Origin of the sequence: Luteibacter jiangsuensis, assembly GCF_011742555.1 — a bacterium.
In the GTDB taxonomy this organism is placed as follows: Bacteria; Pseudomonadota; Gammaproteobacteria; order Xanthomonadales; family Rhodanobacteraceae; genus Luteibacter; species Luteibacter jiangsuensis.
In genome coordinates this window covers 31,871-51,824 of record NZ_JAAQQR010000008.1, presented here as the reverse complement: position 1 = coordinate 51,824, position 19,954 = coordinate 31,871, and the positions used below count along the sequence as shown (strand labels likewise).

Sequence of the window (19,954 nt, the reverse complement as noted above, 5' to 3'; positions counted from 1 at the left end):
TGCAATCTGCGCTAAGAACTCGGGCTTCCTTAGGGGATCCGGGGCTTCGTCCCGACCGCTTCCTGATAGCCAGACGGAGATCGCAGCGCATATGTCGGACAAATCGAAGATCGAGAATCAGAACCTGGGTCCCGCTTCCGGGGCGACCGCCGCAGACGGGGAGGCGGGCGTCAAGCTCTCCCGCCGGAACTTCATCGCAGGCACGGCGCTCGCCGCCACGGGGCTGATGATCGTGCCCCGTCACGTGCTCGGCGGCACGGGCTTTACCGCCCCCAGCGACCGCTTGAACATCGCGGGCATCGGTGTCGGCGGCATGGGCGGGCAGAACATGCTCGCGCTGGCCGGCGAGAACATCGTTGCCCTTTGCGACGTGGACTGGGGCTACACGGATCGATCCTTCCAGAAGATGTTCGCCGGCCTGGGCGAGACACAGGCCCGTCTCGCACGTGCGCAGACGCCGGCGGAGCGGAAGAAGCTGCAGGAAAAGATCGAGCTGACGAAGCTGCTTTCCCGCAAGTACGGCTCGATCAAGCGCCACACCGACTTTCGCCGGATGCTCGAGCAGCAGAAGGACATCGACGCGGTGGTGATCGCCACGCCCGATCACCTGCACGCGACCATCGCCAGCACGGCGATGAGCCTCGGCAAGCACGTGTACGTGCAGAAGCCGCTCACGTGGTCGATCCACGAAGCCCGCGAACTCGCCAGGAAGGCCAAGGAAAATCCCCGTGTCGTCACGCAGATGGGCAACCAGGGGCACTCCACGGACGACGCGCGGCTGATCAACGAATACATCGCGGCCGGTGCCATCGGCGAAGTGCGCGAAGTGCACGCCTGGACCAACCGTCCGCTGGCTTACTGGCCGCAGGGCATTCCGCGTCCCCGGCCCGTGCAGCAGCCGGCTGCCACGAGCTGGGACATGGACGCGGTGATGGCCCGCCTCGCCAACGCGATGGCCGGCAACTATCCGAAACCGCAGGGTCTGGAGTGGGATCTCTTCCTCGGCCCCGGTCCGGTGATCGAATACCACCCGCTGTATCACCCGTTCAACTGGCGCGGGTGGGTGGATTGGGGCGTGGGCGCCATCGGCGACATGGGTGCTCACCTCATCGATTCGCCGTTCTGGTCGCTCAACCTGGGTCTTCCGACGTCCGTGGAGACGGTCTCGACACCGTTCAACAACGAGTCGTACCCCATGGCGACGATGACCTATTTCGACTTCCCCGCGCGTGGCAGCATGCCGCCGGTGCGGCTCACCTGGTACGACGGCGCGTTGCTGCCGCCCGGGTTGGAGGCGATGGGCGCCGGCCAGATGAAGGACGGCGGTGTCCTCTACGTCGGCACGAAGGGCAAGCTGATCCACGAGACGTACGGCGACAACCCCCGACTGCTGCCGCAATCGCTGCACGATTCCGTGGGCACGCCTCCGCAGAAGTACGCGCGTATCAAGACCTCGCACGAGATGAACTGGGTGGATGCCTGCAAGGGGAAAGCAGAGGCATCCTCTCCGTTCTCCTATGCCGCGCAGCTGACCGAGATCATGCTGCTGGGCGTGGTGGCGCTGCGCGCGGGCCACAGGATCGAGTACGACGCTCAGAACATGCGCATCACCAACCTGGCGGACGCCAACCAGTTCCTGCGCCGCGACTATCGCGCGGGGTGGACGCTCTAGCGCGCGCCCGGGCCCCGTCCGCGGGGCCCGGTCGACCCGCGTACCACCAGTTCGGCGGACAGCACCCGCTTGCGCGGCGGTACCTCCGGATCGTTGAGTATCTCGATCAGCATCGTCATGGCTTCGCGTCCCAGCGCGGTCTTCGGCTGCGAGACGGTGGTCAATGCGGGCGAGGTGTAGCGGGAAAAGCGGATGTCGTCGAAACCGACGACCGACACGTCTTCGGGGATGCGCAGCCCGCGGGAGAGCAGGGCGCGCATCGCGCCGATGGCCATTTCGTCGTTGGAGCAGAACACCGCGCTGAACGACTGGCCTTGCGAGAGCAGCAGCTCGACCGCGCGCTCGCCGGCTTCGATGGAAAAGTCGCCCACGGCGACGAGCGCGGGATTGGCGGGGATGTCCGCCCGCTGCAATGCGAGCCGATAGCCCTGCTCGCGGTCGACGCAGATCGGGCTCGTGGCGGGGCCGGCCACGAAGGCGATGTCGCGATGCCCAAGGGTCACAAGGTAATCGACGGCGGCGCTGGCGGCCGCGACGTTGTCCACGTAGACGCTCGAAATGCTGCTGTCCTTCACGTATTCGCACGCGTTGACGACCGGTAGCCGGCCTTCCACGGGAATCGGCGGCACGCGATGGAACATGGTGATGATGCCGTCCGCCTGGCGGGCTGCGACCATGTCGGCATACGACTGTTCGCGCACGAGGCTGCTCTGCGTTTCGCCCAGCAGCACGGAATACCCGTTCTCGTAAGCGACCTGCTCGATGCCGCGGATGACCTCCGAAAAGAACGGATTGGCAATGTCGGGGAGCAGGGCGACCACGAGGCGCGTTCGTGCCGTACGCAGATTGCGCGCCATGGCGTTCGGCGTGTAGCCCAGACGCTTCACAACCTCATGGATGCGCCGGCGCGTTTCCTCGCTGACAACCTCGGGGCGTTGCAGTGCCCGCGAAACAGTTGCCACCGAAACATTTGCGATGGCGGCAATTTCCTTGACCGTGCGCACGCGTACGGGCTGCGGCGCAACATCGCTGCGCGGGCCATCGCCTCCCTGTCCTTTTCGCCTTGATCCCCTTGCGCTCACCCGTTTCCATCCTTTGCCTGACCGAGCACGCGCCGGACAACGTCCTGGCGTTGCGTGTGAATATGCTGCGCTGCAATGTAATGGATTACATAAAACCGTTGCAGGCTTCTTCACCCATCTGCTACATCTTGGCATGTTCGGGGAGCCTGCGAGCAGGTACCCGGGGGAACTTACGAATCCGCGCCGGGGAAGGACTTTCGATCTTCGAAGGAACGCGGATGTAATCGAATACATTTCGACGGCGCAGGGCCGTCGGGGGAAGACATGGCAAGCCAGTCGGTTTCGACAAGCGCCAGGACCACCGATCGATGAAGCTCGGCATGGGACTCGTCGGTCCGGGCTTCATCGCCGCGCACCATCTCGACGCCGTGCGGCGTCTGGGCAACGTCGAGGTCGTCGGCATCGCCGGTTCCAGCCTCGAATCCGCGAAAAAGCGGGCCCGCGAACTGAACGCCGGGCAGGCGTATGCGGGCTATCGCGAGCTGCTCGCCGATCCCGCCGTGCACGTCGTGCACAACACCACGCCGAACCACCTGCACCGGGAAGTCTCGCTGGCGGCGTTGCGCGCCGGGAAGCACGTGATTTCCGACAAGCCCCTCGCGGCCACGATGCCGGAGGCGCGCGAACTTCATGAAGCCGCGCAGACCGCGAACGTCGCGCATGTCGTCACGTTCAACTACCGCGGCTACCCGCTCGTGCAACAGGCGCGGGCGATGATCGCCAAGGGCAAGATCGGCCAGAGCGTGTTCGTGCACGGTTGCTACCTGCAGGACTGGCTCACCGACGAGCGCGCGTATACGTGGCGCCTCGATCCCAAGCTGGGGGGCGCCAGTTCCGCGCTGGGGGACATCGGCTCGCACTGGTGCGACCTGGCCGAACACGTGACCGGTGCCCGCATCGTCGCCGTGCTGGCCGACCTGCACACGGTGGTGCCCGAGCGCGAAGCGCCGGCGGCTTCGGCGAAAGCCTTTGCCGGGGCGGCGAAGACCGCCGGCAAGCGCCGCAAGATCACCAGCGAAGACCTGGCCAGCGTGCTGCTGCGGTTCGACAACGGCGCGCGCGGCTGCGTCACCGTGGGCCAGGTGCTCCCCGGCCACAAGAACGATCTCCGGCTGGAAGTGAACGGCCGCGAAGGTTCGCTGGCGTGGCGCCAGGAACAGCCCAACGAGCTCTGGATCGGGCATCACGCGAAGGCGAACACCGTGCTCACGCGCGATCCCTCGCTGCTGGATCCTTCCGCCCGAGGCTATGCCCACCTGCCGGCCGGGCACCCGGAGGCATGGGCGGATGCGTTCCGAAACGTGATCGCCGATGCGTATGCCTGGATCCGCGGCGGCGCCCGCCCGGAAGCGAAGCCGGTCGCGCTGCCCACCTTCGCCGACGGCTACCGCAACAGCCTGCTGGTGGACGCGATGCTGAAGAGCCACGCCGCCGGCGGCCTGTGGCAACCGGTCGAGAACCCGCTCGAAACCAAACGCACAACGAGGAAACGCGGATGAAGTGGCGCCTTAGAACGATGATGCTGTTCGAGTTCGGGATCTGGGGCGCGTGGTACGTCACGGTCGGCACCTGGCTCGGCAAGACGCTGCACTTCACCGGTACCGAGATCGGCGCCGTCGCGGGCACCACCGCCGTGGGCGCGATCATCTCGCCGCTGTTCGTGGGACTGCTTGCCGACCGCCTGTTCGACACGCGCCGCGTGCTCACCCTGCTGCACCTCCTCGGCGCGGTATTGCTCGCGGTCGCGGCGCAACAGACCACCTTCGTGGCCGTTTACATTCCCCTGTTGGCCTACAGCCTCTGCTACATGCCCACCCTGGCGCTCACCGCCTCGCTGGCCATGCGGCACATCAAGGATCCCCAGGAAGAGTTCGGTGCCATCCGCGTGTTCGGCAGCATCGGCTGGATCGTCGTGGGCCTGGCCGTCGGCGCATGGGGCGTGGAAGCGACCGCATCGCCGCTCCTTCTCGCCGCCGCCCTCTCGGTGGTGCTGGCGGGCTACTGCTTCACCCTGCCGCCGACGCCGCCGCTGGCACGCAACACCCGTTTCGAATGGCGACACGTGCTGCCGCTGGAGTCCCTGCACCTGCTCCGCGAGCGCTCCATGGCGGTGTTCGCGCTGGCCTCTTTCCTCATCTGTATCCCGCTGCAGTTCTACTACGCCTTCACCAACCTCTTCCTCAACGAAGCCGGCGTGGTGAATGCCGCGGGCAAGATGACCGGCGGCCAGATGTCGGAGCTGTTCTTCATGCTCCTCATTCCCTGGTTCTTCCGCCGCCTGGGCGTGAAGTGGATGCTGGCCGTGGGCATGCTGGCCTGGGTGGTGCGCTATGGCCTCTTCGCCTTCGGCGGCACCGGCGAACTCATGTGGATGCTGTGGCTCGGTATTGTCCTGCACGGCGTCTGCTTCGACTTTTTCTTCGTGGTGGGCCAGATCTACATCGACCGCGAAGCGCCTCCGGCGTTGCGCGCGGCCACACAGGGGCTCATCACGTTCCTGACCTATGGCCTCGGCATGTTCGTCGGCTCGTGGCTATCCGGCATCGTGGTGCAGACCTATACGCGTGCCGATGCGACGCACGACTGGCACGCCATCTGGATCATCGCCGGCGCATTCGCCGCCTTCGTCTTCGCCCTTTTCGTCCTGTTGTTCAAGGACCGCAAAGCCACCGCAACGGCCGCCGTCGTCGGCACCCCCTGATCTTCCGGAGACCCTTTCATGATGAATCGCAGGCAGTTCCTTGCGCGCTCCGCCCTGTGTGGCGCGGCGCTGGGGGTCGGTCTTGCCGCCCCGGGCCGGCTCCTCGCCGCCGCGACGAAGGGTAAGACGATGGGCATCCAGCTCTACATGGTGCTCGACGCCTACCAGAAAGATCCGGCCGGCACGCTCAAGACCCTGAAGTCGATCGGCTACGCCGAGATCGAGGCCATCATCACCAGCACGGCCGAGGTCCTGCGCGACCAGCTGAAGGAAGCCGGGCTGGCTTGCCCGAGCATGCACTTCGACAGCCTCGGCTTCGACAAAGGCGTGGAAGCGGCGCATACGCTGGGCGCCACGTACATCGTGAGCAGCATGCTGCCGTCGATCATGCAGAAGGAAGGGAAGACGTCGGGCGAGCCCAAGTATTCGCTCGACGAAGCCAAGCGCACCGCCGAATACGCCAACCGCCTGGGCGAGAAGGCCCGCAAGGCTGGCCTCCGCTATGCGTACCACAACCATCATCTCGAGTTTACCGACGTCGGCGGTGGCCAGGTGTTCTACGACGTGCTGCTGAAGGAAACCGACAAGTCGCTCGTGCAGTTCGAGCTCGACTGCGGCTGGGTCGCTGCCGGCGGCAAGAATCCGGCCGATTACTTCAAGGCCAACCCCGGGCGCATTCCGCTGATGCACGCGAAGGATTTTCTGCCGGGCCATCGCACGGACTATCCCGGGGCCGAACTCGGCCGCGGCGAACTCGACTACAAACCGATCATGGCGGCTGCCGACGCCTCCGGACTGAAGCACTGCTTCGTCGAACAGGAGGGGCCGTTCGCCCGCATGAGCTCTCTTGACGCCGCGCGCGTCGACTTCGACTACCTGCGCCCGCTGCGCTGAAGGGAAAGGCATGGAAAAGAACACATTCGACGCCATCGTCGTCGGTACCGGTGTCAGTGGCGGCTGGGCCGCCAAGGAACTGACCGAGAAAGGCCTCAAGACACTCGTGCTCGACCGCGGCCCCATGGTGAAGCACCTGGACTACCCCACGGCCATGAAGGCGCCCTGGGAACTGCCTTATGGCGACGAGCCGACCCAGGCAGACATTGCCCGCTGGCCCAAGCACACGCGTCCGTCGTTCTACGGCATCACGCAGTCCACCAAGCACTGGTTCGTCGACGACATCGACAATCCGTATGAGGAGACGAAACCCTTCGACTGGTTCCGCGGCTACCACGTCGGCGGCCGCTCGCTCATGTGGGGACGGCAGAGCTACCGCCTGAGCGAGATGGACCTGGAGGCCAACGGCAAGGAAGGCGTGGGCGTGGATTGGCCGATCCGCTACAAGGATCTCGCGCCCTGGTACGACTACGTTGAACACTTCATCGGCGTCAGCGGCAACAACGACCACCTCGCGCAGCTTCCGGACGGCGACTTCCTGCCGCCGATGGAACTCAACTGCGTGGAGAAGGACTTCCAGGGCAAGCTGGACACGAAGTTCAACCGCAAGCTCATCATCGGCCGCACCGCCAATCTTTCGGCGCCGCTGAAGCACGACCAGAGCCCGCAGCGCGGCACCTGCCAGTACCGCAACCTGTGCATGCGCGGTTGTCCGTTTGGCGGGTATTTCAGCAGCAATTCCTCCACGCTGCCGTCCGCCGAGCGCACGGGCAACATGACCATGGTGACCAATGCCATCGTCTACGAACTGATCTACGACAACGACAAGGGCAAGGCCACCGGCGTGCGTGTGCTGGACGCCGAGACGGGCCACCAGACCGAGTACTTCGCGCGTGTGATCTTCATGTGCGCCTCGACCTTCGGCACCACGCACATCCTGATGAACTCCACCTCCAGCCGCTTCCCTAACGGTTTCGGCAACGACAGCGGCGAGTTGGGCCACAACATCATGGATCACATCTTCGGCAACGGCGCGCGCGCCATGGTCGAAGGCCATGAGGACCGCTACTACTCCGGTCGCCGCCCCAACGGCTTCTACATTCCGCGTTACCGCAACATCGGCAGCGACAAGCAGAAGTATCTGCGCGGGTTCGGCTACCAGGGTGGCGCCGGCCGTCAGGACTGGACCCGACTGGTCGACGACAAGGCGCTGGGCGCGGAGCTCAAGCAGGCCGCGCAGGAGCCGGGCCCGTGGTACGTCTCGATGATGGGCTTCGGCGAGATGCTTCCCTCGCACAAGAACTACGTGACGCTGGACAGGAATCACAAAGACAAATATGGCCTGCCCGTTCTGAACTTCGACGCGGCGCATCAGGAAAACGAGCGCATGATCACCAAGGCGATCATCGAAGATGCCATGGAGATGATGACCGCCGCGGGCTATCGCGACGTGAATTCGTTCAGCATCCCGGCCAATGTCGGCGCCGGCATCCACGAGATGGGCACCGCGCGCATGGGCCGCGATCCGAAGACCTCGGTGCTCAACGGCTGGAATCAGATGCACGCCTGCAAGAATGTGTACATCACCGACGGTTCGGCCATGGCTTCTTCCGGTTGCCAGAACCCGTCCCTGACCTACATGGCGTTGACCGCACGTGCGGCCAGCCACGCCGTGGAAGAACTGAAGCGCGGCAACATCTGAGGAATCGAACCCATGAATCGTCGCGAATGGTTGAAAAGCATGTCCGCGCTGGCCGTGGGAGCCCTCGCGGCGCCCTCGTTGCTGGCCGTGTTGGAGGCGCACGCGGCTTCACAGGCGTCGGGTAAGACACCGCAGTTCTTCAAGCCTGCGCAGTACGGTCTGATCGGTGCCGTATCGGACATCGTGATTCCGCGCACCGACACGCCGGGCGCGGTGGACGCGGGTGTGCCGCTCTTCATCGACCAGATGTTCGAAGCGGTGTACACGAAGGAGGAGCAGACGCGCTACCTCACCGCCATGGCGGCCTTCGACAAGGCGGGCGGCAAGCCGTTCATGCAACTCGACCCCACCCAGCGCACCGCGCTGGTAACCCGGTTGCACAATGAAGCCGTCACGGCGCCCAAGGACAGCAAGCTCGCGCCCGAAGCCGACTTCGTGCTGATGAGCAAGAAGCTCGCGATGCTCGGTTTCTTCCTCTCGCAGCCGGGCTGCACGCAGGTGCTCCAGTACGATCCGGTGCCGGGCGCCTGGAAGGGCGACATCCCGTTGAAGCAGGCAGGCAACGGCAAGGCCTGGGCTGTCGAGACGTCACTGAAGATCTGACATGAAGACACTCAAGGGCCCAGGCATCTTCCTTGCCCAGTACGCATCGGACGAGGCACCGTTCGACACGCTGCCGTCGATCGCGCGCTGGGCATCGTCGCTCGGTTTCGTGGGCGTGCAGATTCCGTCCAACGATACCCGCCTGTTCGACCTGGAGCAGGCGGCGCAGAGCAAGACGTATTGCGACGACATTGCCGGCACGCTCGCCGAGCACGGGCTGGTGGTCACCGAGTTGTCCACCCATCTGCAAGGGCAGCTGGTCGCATCACATCCGGCGTACGACCGCCTGTTCGACGGCTTCGCTCCCCCTGCGCTGCGCGGCAATGCACGCGAGCGCCAGGCATGGGCAGTGCAGCAGCTGAAGCTGGCGGCCAAGGCAAGCAGCAACCTGGGCCTGACGGCCCACGCCACGTTCTCCGGAGCGCTGGCCTGGCACCTGTTCTATCCGTGGCCGCAGCGTCCGGCCGGGCTGGTCGAGGAAGCGTTCGCGGAACTGGGCCGGCGCTGGAAGCCGATTCTCGATGCGTTCGACGAAGTGGGCGTGGACGTCTGCTACGAACTGCATCCCGGGGAAGACCTGCACGACGGCGCTACCTTCGAGCGGTTCCTCGATGCGGTGGATCACCATCCCCGCGCCAACATCCTTTTCGACCCGAGCCACATGGTGCTGCAGCAGATGGATTACCTGCAGTTCATCGACAATTACCACGAGCGCATCCGCGCCTTCCACGTGAAGGACGCCGAGTTCCGGCCCAACGGCCGCTCGGGCGTGTATGGCGGCTACCAGGGCTGGATCGACCGGCCGGGACGCTTCCGTTCGCTGGGCGACGGGCAGATCGATTTCGGCGCGATCTTCAGCAAGCTGGCGCAGTACGACTATCCCGGCTGGGCGGTGCTCGAGTGGGAGTGCTGCATCAAGGATTCACAGCAGGGCGCGATGGAAGGTGCGCCGTTCATTCGCAAGCACATCATCAAGGTCACCGAGCGCGCTTTCGACGATTTCGCTTCGAGCGGCAGTGACCGTGCCTTCAACCGCACCATCCTGGGGCTCGAATGACCACATCGGACAACCTTCCCGACAACCGCCGTCGCGCCATGCTGGGGCATCTCGCCACGGCCGCCGCCGCGCTCGGCGCGGCACCGCTGATCGCCTCGGCCGATACGACCGCCGGCAAGGCCGCGTCGGGCAAGGCCGGCCCAGGTCGCCTGAAGCAGTCGCTCAGCCGCTGGACGTCCAAGGCGCCGCTACCCGAACTGTGCAAGCGCCTGAAGGCCATGGGTTTCGCCGGCGTGGACCTGCTCTATACGGACGAGTGGTCGGTGGTGACGGACCACGGCCTGGCCGTGTCCATGGGGTATCCCGCCAAGCGCGAAAACTTCATCACGATGGGGTTCAACGATCCGAAGAACCACGCCACGCTCATCAAGGAAATCGAAACCACGATTCCCCTCGCGAAGCGTGCCGGCGTGAAGAACCTGATCACCATGTTCGGCAACCGCACGGCAGGCATCGACGACAAGCAGGCCATCGATAACTGCGTCGCCGGGTTGTCGAAGATCGCGCCGTACGCGGAAGAGAACGGGATCACGCTCCATGTGGAGCTGCTGAATAGCAAGGTGGACCACCACGGCTACCAGGGCGACCACACGGCGTTCGGCGTGGCGGTGTGCAAGGGCGTGAACTCGCCCAGCGTGAAGCTGCTCTACGACATCTACCATATGCAGATCTCGGAAGGCGACGTGATCCGCACCATCCGCGATAACTTCCAGTGGCTCGGTCACTTCCACACCGGCGGCGTTCCGGGTCGCCACGAGATCGACGGCACGCAGGAACTCAACTACCGCGCCATCGCCACCGCCATCGCGGACCTGAATTTCCAGGGCTTCATCGCGCATGAATTCATGCCCGCCGGCCCGGACCCCTTTGCCTCGTTCGCCGAGGCATTCAAGATTTGCGCGGTATGACATTCACTCCAGGAGCGCCGATGAAGCACCTCACCTCGACAGCCCTCGCCGTTTTTGCCATCTCGATGGCCGGTTCCGCGGGCGCATCCGCGCAGGACGATCCGAAAGCCACGGAGCAGTGGGAACCGGTACCCAAGGTCGTCACGCCGGGCGCGAAGGAAAACGCGCCGCCCTCCGATGCCGTGGTGCTTTTCGACGGTCGCGATCTTTCCCGCTGGGAAGCTTCGAAAGATCATTCGCCGGCACGCTGGAAGGTGCACGAGGGCGTGGTCACGGTGGACAAGACCACCGGCAACATCCAGACGAAGCAGCGCTTCCGCAGCTACCAGCTGCACCTGGAGTGGCAGATTCCGAAGGACATCACCGGCGAAGGGCAGGGCCGCGGCAATAGCGGCGTGTTCCTTGCCTCGACCGGCCCCGGCGACGAAGGCTACGAAGTCCAGATCATGGATTCGTTCGAGAACAAGACCTACGTCAACGGACAGGCCGCGAGCATCTATAAGCAGGCCGCTCCCCTCGTGAACGCCGCACGCCGCCCCGGCGAATGGCAGACCTACGACATCGTGTGGACGGCTCCGGTCTTCGCCGCCGACGGCTCGGTCAAGTCGCCGGCATACGTCACGCTGTTCCATAACGGCGTGCTCGTGCAGAACCACACCGAGCTCACCGGCGAAACCTTCTACATCGGTAAGCCCAAGTACAAGGCCTATACCGATGCGCCCATCAAGCTGCAGGCGCATGGCGATCACTCGCAGCCGATCAGCTTCCGGAACATTTGGGTGAGGCCGCTGTGAGGCGCTGAGACCATTACTGGCGCGGGAACACCCACGCCAGTCATGGCCGCCCGCATGGCGCTGCGGGTCCTCCACTAAAAGCATAGTTGACATGTGTTCCCCGCTGGACTATCCCTACTACATATCTAGTAGATAGCGTTCGAGGAATGCGGCCATGAAGATCTCGCTCACCGACCGCGAGGCGGACATCATGCAGGTGCTGTGGGACCACGGCCCCTCGCTGGTGTCGGAGGTACGCGAGCGCCTGACCGACAAGCTTGCCTACACCACGGTGCTTACCGTGCTGCGCACGTTGCAGGCGAAGGGTTATGTCGGCTACGAAGAGGAAGGGCGAGGGCACCGCTATTTCGCCAGCGTGAAACAGCAGGCGGCGCGCAAGAACGCGCTGCAGCACCTGACGGACAAGCTGTTCAAGGGCTCCGCGGAGTTGCTGTTCACGCACCTCGTCTCGGACCAGAAGCTCACCCCCGAACAGATCGCGCGCATGCGCAAGTTGCTGGCGGAAGGGACCGACAAGGACAAGCCCTGATGCTTGCCTGGATGGTCTACGCCGTCCTCGTCGCCGCGGTGTTCGGCGGCGCCGCGCTGTTGGCCGAACAGGCCGCGAAGCATCGCCGCCTGCCCACCCGTGGCGTCTGGATCGCGGCGATAGCGACATCGATCGCCTTGCCGGTTGCCATGGCAACGGTTTCCATACCGCGGTCGTGGGTGTCGTCCGAAGCATCCGCGACGGCCAAGGGGGCCGCGGAACCCCTGTTGCTGGGCGCCACCACGTCGATTCCGCTTGCCGCCAAGGCGATCGATTGGAGCGGGGCGACGTCCTACGCGTCCTCGCCACGCATCGACACGATGCTGACGGACATCTGGCTGGCGAGTTCGTGCACGCTGCTGCTGTTCCTGGGCGTGACCACGATGGTGTTCCACCGGCGCAAGCGTCGCTGGACGCCGGGCACCGCGTATGGCGTGCCGGTGCTCGTTTCTGATGACGTCGGCCCCGCCGTCGTCGGTCTGGTGCGATCGCGCGTGGTGATACCGGCGTGGGTGCTCGAAGAATCGCCCGCACAGCAGCGCTACATCATGGCCCATGAGCAATCGCACCTGGCTGCACGCGATCCCCTGCTTGTCGCGGTGGCGATGGCTCTCCTCGTCTCGATGCCATGGAGCCCTTTGCTCTGGTGGCAGTTCCACCGCCTGCGTTGCGCCATCGAAGTCGATTGCGATGCGCGAGTGCTGCGCGAAGGCGGCGACGTCCGCGACTACTGCGAAACCCTGATCCAGGTTGGCCAGAACCAGTCCGAGTACGTGGCCGCGGTGACGGCGATGTCCGAATCGAAATCGTTTCTCGAGCGGAGGATAAGGATCATGCTTTCCACACCGCGCAAATGGGCACGAGCTTCGGCTTTCGCCATGATCAGCCTCGCGCTAGGCATGGCGGTGTTTGCCGCGCAGGTGACGCCGCCGGAATCGCCCGGACAGCCCGCCACCCATGCGCCTGCAGTGGATCCAGCCATCCTTGATACCTACGCCGGCTTCTATGCGCTCAGCGACTATTCGCTGCTGACGGTGGAGCGCAAGGAGAATGGGCTGACCGTGACGCCGATCGGCCAGTTTCTGGCACAGGGTACGATCGCCGTTTCCGCCGTTGGCGAGCATGAATTCGCCGTGCCGGCGATCGATGTCACGCTCGATTTCGTGAAAGGGGCCGATGGCCGGGTCGCATCCGTGGTGGTGCGCGAGCACGGCAATGTCGCCATCGACGCGCCTCGTGTCGATAGGGCAACGGCGGAAAGGATTCGCGCCGATCTCGCGGAGAGGGTCAAGGTACAGAAACCCTTCCCCGACAGCGAGAAAGCGCTGCGCCGCATTCTGACCAATCCGGAAGGCAACGAGGGACTGGACCCCGCAGCCGCACGGATCTTCGCACGCAACCACGCGCAGGTAGGGAACTACCTCGCGCACCTCGGCCCGGTGCAGTCCTATAAGTTCGAAGGTGTGACGGATTACGGCTGGGATATCTACGACGTTCAACACGAACACGGCGCGCAGCAGGTGTTCATCCAGCTCGACAGGCACGGCCTTATCTCGAATTCCGTCATGCGTCGCCAGTAAGCCGGTCGCACGCTTATGCAACACAGGGCCGAGGGCTGATTGATGGCTAGGGGACGATGAACCTTAGGAGATGTGAGGCGCCGCCTTGACTCGGCGGCACCTGCATCCGGGCACCGAAGTCACCGCGTGAGAAGTCCGGTGCCGGATGCGCTGGGCCTGAAGGCCCGCGTCCATGTTCCGCCGTCATCAGTGCTTTGCCACATGCTGAAGCCGTCGGTGGCGAAGGCCTGTTTTCCGTCCCGCGAATAGAACAGGTTGACTAACGCTCCGCTAGGCCGCGATACGCGTGCCCACGTGTGCCCACCGTCGCGCGTGCGATCGATGCCGTCCTTGGTCCATACCATGCCCGTGGTCTGGTCACGCATCGCAGGGATCAACGAATAACGGTCGTGAGTCGAGGCGGCCCAGGTCTTGCCCAGGTCGTGGCTCTCGTACGGGTTCGTAATGATCACCGGTGCGCATTTGCAATGCAGCGCCCCGTCGCCGCTCATGCCGAACAGCTGGATAGCGCCGGGGAGATCGCGCGTATCACTCGCGCCCGTCGCCATGTCGTAGATTGCCATGTGACGCGAAGGCAGGGATATCACCAAGCTGCTGCCGCTGACGAATGCAGCCGGCCTGATATTGGGCACGCCAGAGAAGAATGCGAATTCGGTGTGGAAGCCGGCGACCTCTTTCCAGGACGCAAGGGATGCGCCGCTGCGATAGATGTGGATGTCATCTTTGTCCAGCAGCGCAAGGACAACATCGTTCCTGTAGACGGCCAAGCCGAAAATCACGCCGTACGGAAGGGGTACATCAAGCGTTGTCCACGTGGCGCCCTGGTCCTGCGACAGGAGCAGCGTGGACTGTTCGCCACCGGCGAGCACGCTATTGTCGCTCAGCACCGCAATGGCTTCGATAGAAACCCTGTAGCCGGTATCCACGGCCGGAGCGGCGCTCTCGCCTTCACGCCAGCGCCGCACGGCGCCCGTCCGGGTGCCGTAGAACCAGGTTCCCGATGCGCCTTCCGCGCGGGCATCGGTGTCGAATCCTCGGCGGACGACTTGCTGCGTGATCTTCTCGTTCTGGTCCGCGCTCTTGGGTGTCAGGAAGCCGAGAGGTGGCTGTCCGACGAGACGCGCAAGCTCCGGAAACTCGCCCGGCACCGATTGCTCGAGGTGTGCCCGCTCTCCGTCGTCAACGACCGCGATAGCCTGTTGATTTCCGCTCGCCTTCTCCTGTGTCCAGACTCCAAGGTAGGTCAGCCGGCCGCGCGCAACGGAGAAGCGAGCGGTAGCCGGGCCATGGTGGTCACATCCCGAGCCCAGTTTCTCCCCGGGAAGGCCCAAGTTGGGAAACTCGTATGTGCCGGGCGGCAATGCGCCGGCAAGGAAGGTGGATCCGGCGAGTCCCCGCCGCCCGGGTCGCAACCAGTAACAGGGAGTCGCCGGGCTAGCCGCATCGGCGACCCGCCTGACAGCGAGGAATGCGCTCGGCAGCTCCCACGCCTCCAGCGCGTAGTTGTCCGTCACCTTGAAGAAGACGGCACCGTCGGCATCTCTCGGCGCGATAGGACTGCGCGAAGGAACCGAGGTACATCCGCCGAGGACGGCGACGCCGCAGAACGCGACGGCAAGAACGATGCGCGCACACGCACGCAACACTGACCGGCAGTGCAACTCCATACGTTCGATTCCCCTGTAATGGCCCGCTTTGGGCAGAGGCTATTATGCCGTGGTTGGGGCGGCTCGCGCTCGGTGGCTGCCGGATCCGCCAACGTCATTCGGGGATGCATCGGACTGATAACAGCAATCGGATCTTCTACTTGAGGCCAACGAGCCCGAGCGTCCCGAGATGACCGCCTGTTGGTGAGACAGCTAGGATGGAAGCGATGAGTAGACGGGAAGCCAACCCGAATTCAGGAGTTCCGGACCTTGGATAGCAAGACGATCAGCCGCGAGGTAAAGCGACGGATCTGGACCCTTCTTGAGGAAGTCGGCTTCGATACATTCACTACCAGGACAGCGTGGCGGCACGGCGCGGATGGGGTGGATGTCTTTAACGTCCAGTCCTTCAGTAAATACAACGCGGACGTTCTCGGCATCACGCCGCACTCATTCCGGGTGAATCTGGGATGGTTTCCCACCTACATCCCGCCGCGATGGCCACCGAAGGTCAAGGACGGAAAGCTGCTCCCTGACGAGGCCGGATGCCTGATTCGAGGGATGCTCTTGCCGACAATGTCGTCCCCTTCTTCAATCGCTCATGTGTGGGCGATCGATGCAGAGGGCAAGAATCTCTCCTGGGCCATCCAGGACGTCGTGAATCAATTGTCGAAGGCCCTCCAGTGGTACGGCATCCTTGGCAATCGCTCAGAAGTACTCCGAATCCTTCAACATGATAATGAGAGCTTCGATAGGTTTTGGGGCTTCGGCAGTAACCCTTCGCCGGTGCGCTCGTACAGCGCCGGTTATGCCGCGCTGGCACTCGGCGATACAGAGGCGGCGAGGAAACACTTGCAGGACGCGGTCGATTCGAAGTGCTTCGTGCACCTGTTTTCGAGCGTTGAAGGTGCTCTGGCTCGCGCTATCTGACCCTGCAATTTGTCTTCCGTCCTTGGCAGGTCGACGCCATCGCTAAACCTTCTCGCGCTGCCGTGCGTCCGAAGAGTTTCAATTGGCGAGGGGACGGCATGAAATTGGATATCGAAGCCAGGATGCTACAACTAGAGCGGAAGAGCCGCCGTCTGACTTTCCTTTGCATTGGCCTCTTTGTGGTGTCGATGGCGCTAAGCGGGGCATTCGCTTTCGCCGGTCCAGGCAGGCAATCCGGCATCGTTCACGTCCGGGGACTGGTTGTTGAGGACGCGCAACGGCGGGCGCGCATTGTCATAGGCGCACCCTTTCCAGACGTCCCGAACCGTATCCGCCACGATGCAGGGTCCGTCGCCTTGCTGTTCCTTGACGAACAGGGGCACGACCGGCTGACGGTCGGGCAATCCTTTCCACCGCAGATTCAGGGCAAGGTTCCGGCCAACTTCCACCGAATCGGAGATTCCGTGGGCCTCTTTATCCACAACACTGCAGGAGACGAGCGGGGTGGGATCTCCTGGCTGAGCAATGGCCGCGGGGCAATTTCATTTGACTACCCTGACAGGGATGCCATCGGCATGTATGTTGACGAGAAGAACCGGTCAGCCACCTTTGTCCTGGAATATGCAGATGCGGCCGTCGGCGATGTGAGCCTGTTCGAAATGTCGGCCAGGGGCCGAGGGGGGCGCTTTTCCCTTTTCGATCCCACGGGTAAACCACGAAGCGTCTGGAACGTCGCAGAAGGTGCCGTATCGACGTCCCGATAAGGCTGTCAAAAGCGTAGGCACAGGTGACCTTGCCTTCCTCCGTTTAGATGATCCGCAGTGGATGCGGCACCGTGGCGTTCACTGCACAGCAACGGCACCTCCGACTCCAGGGCCATTCCCGTGAACCGAGGTTCGTTGGAAAGATGGCGAAGCCACTTCATGTTGCACCGCACCCAAGACTTCCCTAAATTGGTGCAATGCCTGCACCCGAAGACACCGAACTTCTAACGCTCCTCAGTACAGGCCTGGCTCTGCTCGAGCCCGACGGCCGGGTGCAATGGCTCAACCCCGCCCTGGGCGAGATGCTCGACGTGGGCCCCCGGACCGCCGTCGGTCAGAACCTCTCGGCCTTGCTGCGCAACCCCGCGCTTCTTCCGCACCTCGCTCGTACCCTGGGCGAAGGCCGCGCTTTCAACCTGCGTGGAACCGCCTTCCACGTGGGGCGGGGTCGGGAACTGGTGGCGGACGTCACGATGCAGCCGGTCGCGGAGGAGCGGATCCTGGTCGAGGTGCATCCCCTGGCGCCCGATCTGACGCCCGCCGCCACGCCCTTGTCGGCCACGCTGCGCGGGTTGGCGCATGAGGTGAAGAATCCGCTTGCGGGCCTTCGCGGCGCGGCGCAGCTGCTCGAACGCCGGCTTGGCGACGACGACCTGCGCCAGCTGGCGTCGATGGTCATTGCCGAAGCGGACCGTCTGGCGGCGCTTGCCGACGGGCTCCTGCGCCATGGGGGCTCGGCCCGGATCGCGCCGGTGAACGTGCACGAATTGCTCGAGCGTCTGGAAGCCCTGGTCGCGGCGGAGCCGGGCGCGCCTGCCACGCGGCACGACTACGACCCGAGCTTGCCGGACATCCAGGGCGATGCCGATCGCCTGCTCCAGGTGCTGCTGAACCTCACCCGGAACGCGACCCAGGCGAGCGCCCGCACGATCACCCTGCGCACGCGCGTGGACCACGGGGTGCGCCTCGGTGAGCGCGTCGTGCGCGCCGCCTTGCGCGTCGACATCGTGGACGACGGTTCGGGTGTGCCGGCGGAGCTTCGCGACACGCTGTTCCAGCCCCTCGTTTCCGGGCATCCCGAAGGCACGGGCCTGGGGCTGGCCCTCTCCCGCGAGATCGCCCTCGAACACGGTGGCGACCTTCGCTACACCAGTCATCCGGGCGAAACCACCTTCTCGCTTTATCTGCCCATGGAGCGCGCATGACCGACATATGGATCGCCGACGACGATCGCGGTGTGCGCTTCGTGCTCGCCGAGGCCCTGCGCGATGCCGGCCACGCCGTGCGCGAATTCAGTACCGGCGACGCGGTGCGCGCGGCCCTGACGGAAGGGCACCCGGACCTGCTCGTCACCGACGTCCGCATGCCGGGCGAGGACGGGTTGCGCCTGCTCGAGGAACTTACCCGGCGCAACATCGGTCCCGTGATCGTGATGAGCGCCTACACCGATGTCGCGACCACGGCGGCGGCATACCGCGCGGGCGCCGCGGACTACATCGCGAAGCCGTTCGACCTCGACCTCGCCGTGGAGGCGGTGGAGCGTGCGCTTGCCGCCGCGCGCGAAGCGGTGGTGGTGCCTGCCACGCGGGCGGAAACGCATGCACTGCTCGGCGAAAGCCCGGCGATGCGCGAGGTGTTCCGGCTTATCGGCCGTGTCGCCGCCAGCGATCTCAACGTGCTGATCACGGGCGAGACGGGCACCGGCAAGGAACTGGTGGCGCGGGCGCTGCACGACGAGAGCGCGCGGCGGGGCAAGCCCTACGTGGCGCTCAACACCGCGGCCATTCCCTCCGAGTTGCTGGAAAGCGAACTCTTCGGCCACGAAGCGGGTGCCTTCACGGGTGCCACGCGCCGCCACGCCGGGCGCTTCGAACAGGCCGACGGCGGCACGCTGTTCCTCGACGAGATCGGCGACATGCCTCTCGCCTTGCAGACGCGGCTCCTGCGCGTGCTCGCCGGTGGCGAGTTCTACCGGGTGGGCGGACGCGAACTCATGCACGGCAACGTGCGCATCGTCGCCGCCACCCACCAGGATCTGGAAGCGCGCGTGGCGGCGGGATTGTTCCGCGCGGACCTCAAGCATCGCCTCGACGTGGTGCGCATCGCCTTGCCGTCGCTGCGCGACCGTCGCGCCGACATTCCCCTGCTGGCGAAGCACTTCCTCGCCCAGGCGGCGGCCGAACTGAACCTGCCGCCGAAGCGCTTCTCGCGTGGCGCAATGAAGCTGATCGAGCAGCGCGAATACCCCGGCAACGTTCGCGAACTGGAGAACCTGTGCCGCCGGCTTGCCGTGATCGCCCCCGGGGTGGAGATCCAGGCGAGCGATCTCGGCGGCGTCGCGGTCGGGCAGCCGCGCGGCACCGAGTGGACGGAAGCCCTCCGCGCGTGGGCGCAGGACGCGCTGGCGCGAAACGAGCCGGACATTCACACGCGTGCCCGCGAGGCGCTGGACAAGACCTTGCTGCACGTCGCGCTGATCGCCAACGACGGCCACCGGCAGCACGCCGCCGCGGCGCTCGGTGTCGGCCGGAATACCTTGACCCGCAAACTGGGGGCGTCGCGTAAGCGGCGCCCCGCGAAGGACTGACTCATGTCACTACAGATTCGCCGTGCCGCGCCGGAAGACGCCGATGCGATAGCCCGCTGGAATATCGCCATGGCCTGGGAAACGGAACAGAAGCAGCTGGATGCCGAAACCATCGGGCGCGGCGTGCGGGCCGTGTTCGAGGAGCCGCGCCGCGGGTTCTATCTCGTGGCGGAACTGGACGGCATCGCGGTGGGCTGCCTGTTGGTCACGTACGAGTGGAGCGACTGGCGCTGCGGCGATTTCTGGTGGGTGCAGAGCGTCTATGTCGCGCCCGAGGCGCGCCGGTCGGGCGTGTTCCGGGCCATGTACGCGCACGTGAAAGCGATGGCCGAAGGCGCGGGCGCCGTCGGCTTGCGGCTCTACGTGGAATTGGAGAACGAGCGGGCGCAGGCCACGTACGCCGGACTGGGCATGGAGCGCTGCCACTATTACATGTACGAAGCGCCGCTGTTGTAGGAGCGCGCCCTGCGCGCGACGGCCTTTTGCGGCACGCGTGGAGCTGGCG

Annotated in this window: 18 protein-coding genes; 16 read left to right on the top strand and 2 right to left on the bottom strand. The window is 64.8% G+C overall.

Annotated elements, in window-relative coordinates; genetic code table 11:
- Positions 1-91: 91 nt before the first annotated feature.
- Positions 92-1,672 carry a Gfo/Idh/MocA family protein gene (locus tag HBF26_RS15765; RefSeq protein WP_167128595.1) on the top strand — a complete coding sequence of 527 codons (1,581 nt, stop codon included), beginning with the start codon at positions 92-94 and terminating at the stop codon, positions 1,670-1,672.
- On the opposite strand, the gene HBF26_RS15760 is transcribed toward HBF26_RS15765, so the two are convergent.
- Entirely contained in the window at positions 1,669-2,676 is a 1,008-nt protein-coding gene (locus HBF26_RS15760) for a substrate-binding domain-containing protein (RefSeq protein ID WP_167128592.1), read from the bottom strand. The two genes, HBF26_RS15765 and HBF26_RS15760, sit on opposite strands and share 4 nt — an antisense overlap.
- Positions 2,677-3,062: 386 nt before the next feature.
- On the opposite strand from HBF26_RS15760, the gene HBF26_RS15755 reads away from it, so the two are divergent.
- The 10 genes from HBF26_RS15755 to HBF26_RS15710 all read left to right on the top strand — a co-directional run bounded on the left by HBF26_RS15755 (position 3,063) and on the right by HBF26_RS15710 (position 13,522).
- The gene (locus HBF26_RS15755) at positions 3,063-4,253 is read left to right on the top strand and encodes a Gfo/Idh/MocA family protein (protein ID WP_167128589.1); all 1,191 of its coding nucleotides are present in this window, start codon (positions 3,063-3,065) and stop codon (positions 4,251-4,253) included.
- Positions 4,250-5,455, top strand: coding sequence for an MFS transporter (locus HBF26_RS15750; protein WP_167128587.1), 1,206 nt, complete (start codon positions 4,250-4,252; stop codon positions 5,453-5,455). Before HBF26_RS15755 ends, HBF26_RS15750 begins: the two co-directional genes overlap by 4 nt.
- A gap of 18 nt (positions 5,456-5,473) precedes the next feature.
- On the top strand, positions 5,474-6,349 hold the full coding sequence (locus tag HBF26_RS15745) for a sugar phosphate isomerase/epimerase family protein (protein ID WP_167128584.1): 876 nt from the start codon (positions 5,474-5,476) through the stop codon (positions 6,347-6,349).
- Between the two features lie 10 nt (positions 6,350-6,359).
- Positions 6,360-8,051 (top strand): GMC oxidoreductase, encoded by a 1,692-nt coding sequence (locus tag HBF26_RS15740; protein WP_167128582.1) that lies wholly within the window; start codon positions 6,360-6,362, stop codon positions 8,049-8,051.
- Between the two features lie 12 nt (positions 8,052-8,063).
- Positions 8,064-8,654 carry a gluconate 2-dehydrogenase subunit 3 family protein gene (locus HBF26_RS15735; RefSeq protein WP_167128579.1) on the top strand — a complete coding sequence of 197 codons (591 nt, stop codon included), beginning with the start codon at positions 8,064-8,066 and terminating at the stop codon, positions 8,652-8,654.
- Position 8,655: 1 nt separating this feature from the next.
- Positions 8,656-9,711, top strand: coding sequence for a sugar phosphate isomerase/epimerase family protein (locus HBF26_RS15730; protein WP_167128576.1), 1,056 nt, complete (start codon positions 8,656-8,658; stop codon positions 9,709-9,711).
- Positions 9,708-10,619: a hydroxypyruvate isomerase family protein gene (locus HBF26_RS15725; protein WP_167128573.1), complete on the top strand. Its 912-nt coding sequence runs from the start codon at positions 9,708-9,710 to the stop codon at positions 10,617-10,619. The genes HBF26_RS15730 and HBF26_RS15725 overlap by 4 nt, the downstream gene beginning before the upstream one ends.
- 20 nt (positions 10,620-10,639) lie before the next feature.
- Positions 10,640-11,413: a 3-keto-disaccharide hydrolase gene (locus HBF26_RS15720; protein WP_167128570.1), complete on the top strand. Its 774-nt coding sequence runs from the start codon at positions 10,640-10,642 to the stop codon at positions 11,411-11,413.
- A 154-nt stretch (positions 11,414-11,567) separates the two neighbouring features.
- Positions 11,568-11,942 carry a BlaI/MecI/CopY family transcriptional regulator gene (locus HBF26_RS15715; protein WP_167128568.1) on the top strand — a complete coding sequence of 125 codons (375 nt, stop codon included), beginning with the start codon at positions 11,568-11,570 and terminating at the stop codon, positions 11,940-11,942.
- Positions 11,942-13,522: a M56 family metallopeptidase gene (locus HBF26_RS15710; protein ID WP_167128565.1), complete on the top strand. Its 1,581-nt coding sequence runs from the start codon at positions 11,942-11,944 to the stop codon at positions 13,520-13,522. The genes HBF26_RS15715 and HBF26_RS15710 overlap by 1 nt, the downstream gene beginning before the upstream one ends.
- 119 nt (positions 13,523-13,641) lie before the next feature.
- On the opposite strand, the gene HBF26_RS15705 is transcribed toward HBF26_RS15710, so the two are convergent.
- Entirely contained in the window at positions 13,642-15,189 is a 1,548-nt protein-coding gene (locus HBF26_RS15705; RefSeq protein WP_167128562.1) for a WD40/YVTN/BNR-like repeat-containing protein, read from the bottom strand.
- Between the two features lie 249 nt (positions 15,190-15,438).
- Between HBF26_RS15705 and HBF26_RS15700 the strand changes: the two genes are divergently transcribed.
- From HBF26_RS15700 to HBF26_RS15680, 5 genes are all read left to right on the top strand, one after another.
- Entirely contained in the window at positions 15,439-16,098 is a 660-nt protein-coding gene (locus HBF26_RS15700; protein ID WP_167128559.1) for a hypothetical protein, read from the top strand.
- Between the two features lie 98 nt (positions 16,099-16,196).
- The gene (locus HBF26_RS15695) at positions 16,197-16,862 is read left to right on the top strand and encodes a hypothetical protein (RefSeq protein WP_167128556.1); all 666 of its coding nucleotides are present in this window, start codon (positions 16,197-16,199) and stop codon (positions 16,860-16,862) included.
- 197 nt (positions 16,863-17,059) lie between these two features.
- Positions 17,060-18,067, top strand: a complete 1,008-nt coding sequence (locus HBF26_RS15690) for a two-component system sensor histidine kinase NtrB (protein ID WP_167128553.1) — start codon at positions 17,060-17,062, stop codon at positions 18,065-18,067.
- Positions 18,064-19,449 (top strand): nitrogen regulation protein NR(I), encoded by a 1,386-nt coding sequence (ntrC, locus tag HBF26_RS15685; protein WP_167128551.1) that lies wholly within the window; start codon positions 18,064-18,066, stop codon positions 19,447-19,449. The genes HBF26_RS15690 and ntrC overlap by 4 nt, the downstream gene beginning before the upstream one ends.
- A 3-nt stretch (positions 19,450-19,452) precedes the next feature.
- Positions 19,453-19,905 carry a GNAT family N-acetyltransferase gene (locus HBF26_RS15680; RefSeq protein ID WP_167128548.1) on the top strand — a complete coding sequence of 151 codons (453 nt, stop codon included), beginning with the start codon at positions 19,453-19,455 and terminating at the stop codon, positions 19,903-19,905.
- The last annotated feature ends 49 nt before the right edge of the window (positions 19,906-19,954 follow it).

Bases quoted from the DNA above. Each gene is read 5' to 3' on its own strand.
- HBF26_RS15765 (WP_167128595.1), top strand. From the start codon at position 92: ATGTCGGACAAATCGAAGATCGAGAATCAGAACCTGGGTCCCGCTTCC.
- HBF26_RS15755 (WP_167128589.1), top strand. From the start codon at position 3,063: ATGAAGCTCGGCATGGGACTCGTCGGTCCGGGCTTCATCGCCGCGCAC.
- HBF26_RS15750 (WP_167128587.1), top strand. From the start codon at position 4,250: ATGAAGTGGCGCCTTAGAACGATGATGCTGTTCGAGTTCGGGATCTGG.
- HBF26_RS15745 (WP_167128584.1), top strand. From the start codon at position 5,474: ATGATGAATCGCAGGCAGTTCCTTGCGCGCTCCGCCCTGTGTGGCGCG.
- HBF26_RS15740 (WP_167128582.1), top strand. From the start codon at position 6,360: ATGGAAAAGAACACATTCGACGCCATCGTCGTCGGTACCGGTGTCAGT.
- HBF26_RS15735 (WP_167128579.1), top strand. From the start codon at position 8,064: ATGAATCGTCGCGAATGGTTGAAAAGCATGTCCGCGCTGGCCGTGGGA.
- HBF26_RS15730 (WP_167128576.1), top strand. From the start codon at position 8,656: ATGAAGACACTCAAGGGCCCAGGCATCTTCCTTGCCCAGTACGCATCG.
- HBF26_RS15725 (WP_167128573.1), top strand. From the start codon at position 9,708: ATGACCACATCGGACAACCTTCCCGACAACCGCCGTCGCGCCATGCTG.
- HBF26_RS15720 (WP_167128570.1), top strand. From the start codon at position 10,640: ATGAAGCACCTCACCTCGACAGCCCTCGCCGTTTTTGCCATCTCGATG.
- HBF26_RS15715 (WP_167128568.1), top strand. From the start codon at position 11,568: ATGAAGATCTCGCTCACCGACCGCGAGGCGGACATCATGCAGGTGCTG.
- HBF26_RS15710 (WP_167128565.1), top strand. From the start codon at position 11,942: ATGCTTGCCTGGATGGTCTACGCCGTCCTCGTCGCCGCGGTGTTCGGC.
- HBF26_RS15705 (WP_167128562.1), bottom strand. From the start codon at position 15,189: ATGGAGTTGCACTGCCGGTCAGTGTTGCGTGCGTGTGCGCGCATCGTT.
- HBF26_RS15695 (WP_167128556.1), top strand. From the start codon at position 16,197: ATGAAATTGGATATCGAAGCCAGGATGCTACAACTAGAGCGGAAGAGC.
- HBF26_RS15690 (WP_167128553.1), top strand. From the start codon at position 17,060: ATGCCTGCACCCGAAGACACCGAACTTCTAACGCTCCTCAGTACAGGC.
- ntrC (WP_167128551.1), top strand. From the start codon at position 18,064: ATGACCGACATATGGATCGCCGACGACGATCGCGGTGTGCGCTTCGTG.
- HBF26_RS15680 (WP_167128548.1), top strand. From the start codon at position 19,453: ATGTCACTACAGATTCGCCGTGCCGCGCCGGAAGACGCCGATGCGATA.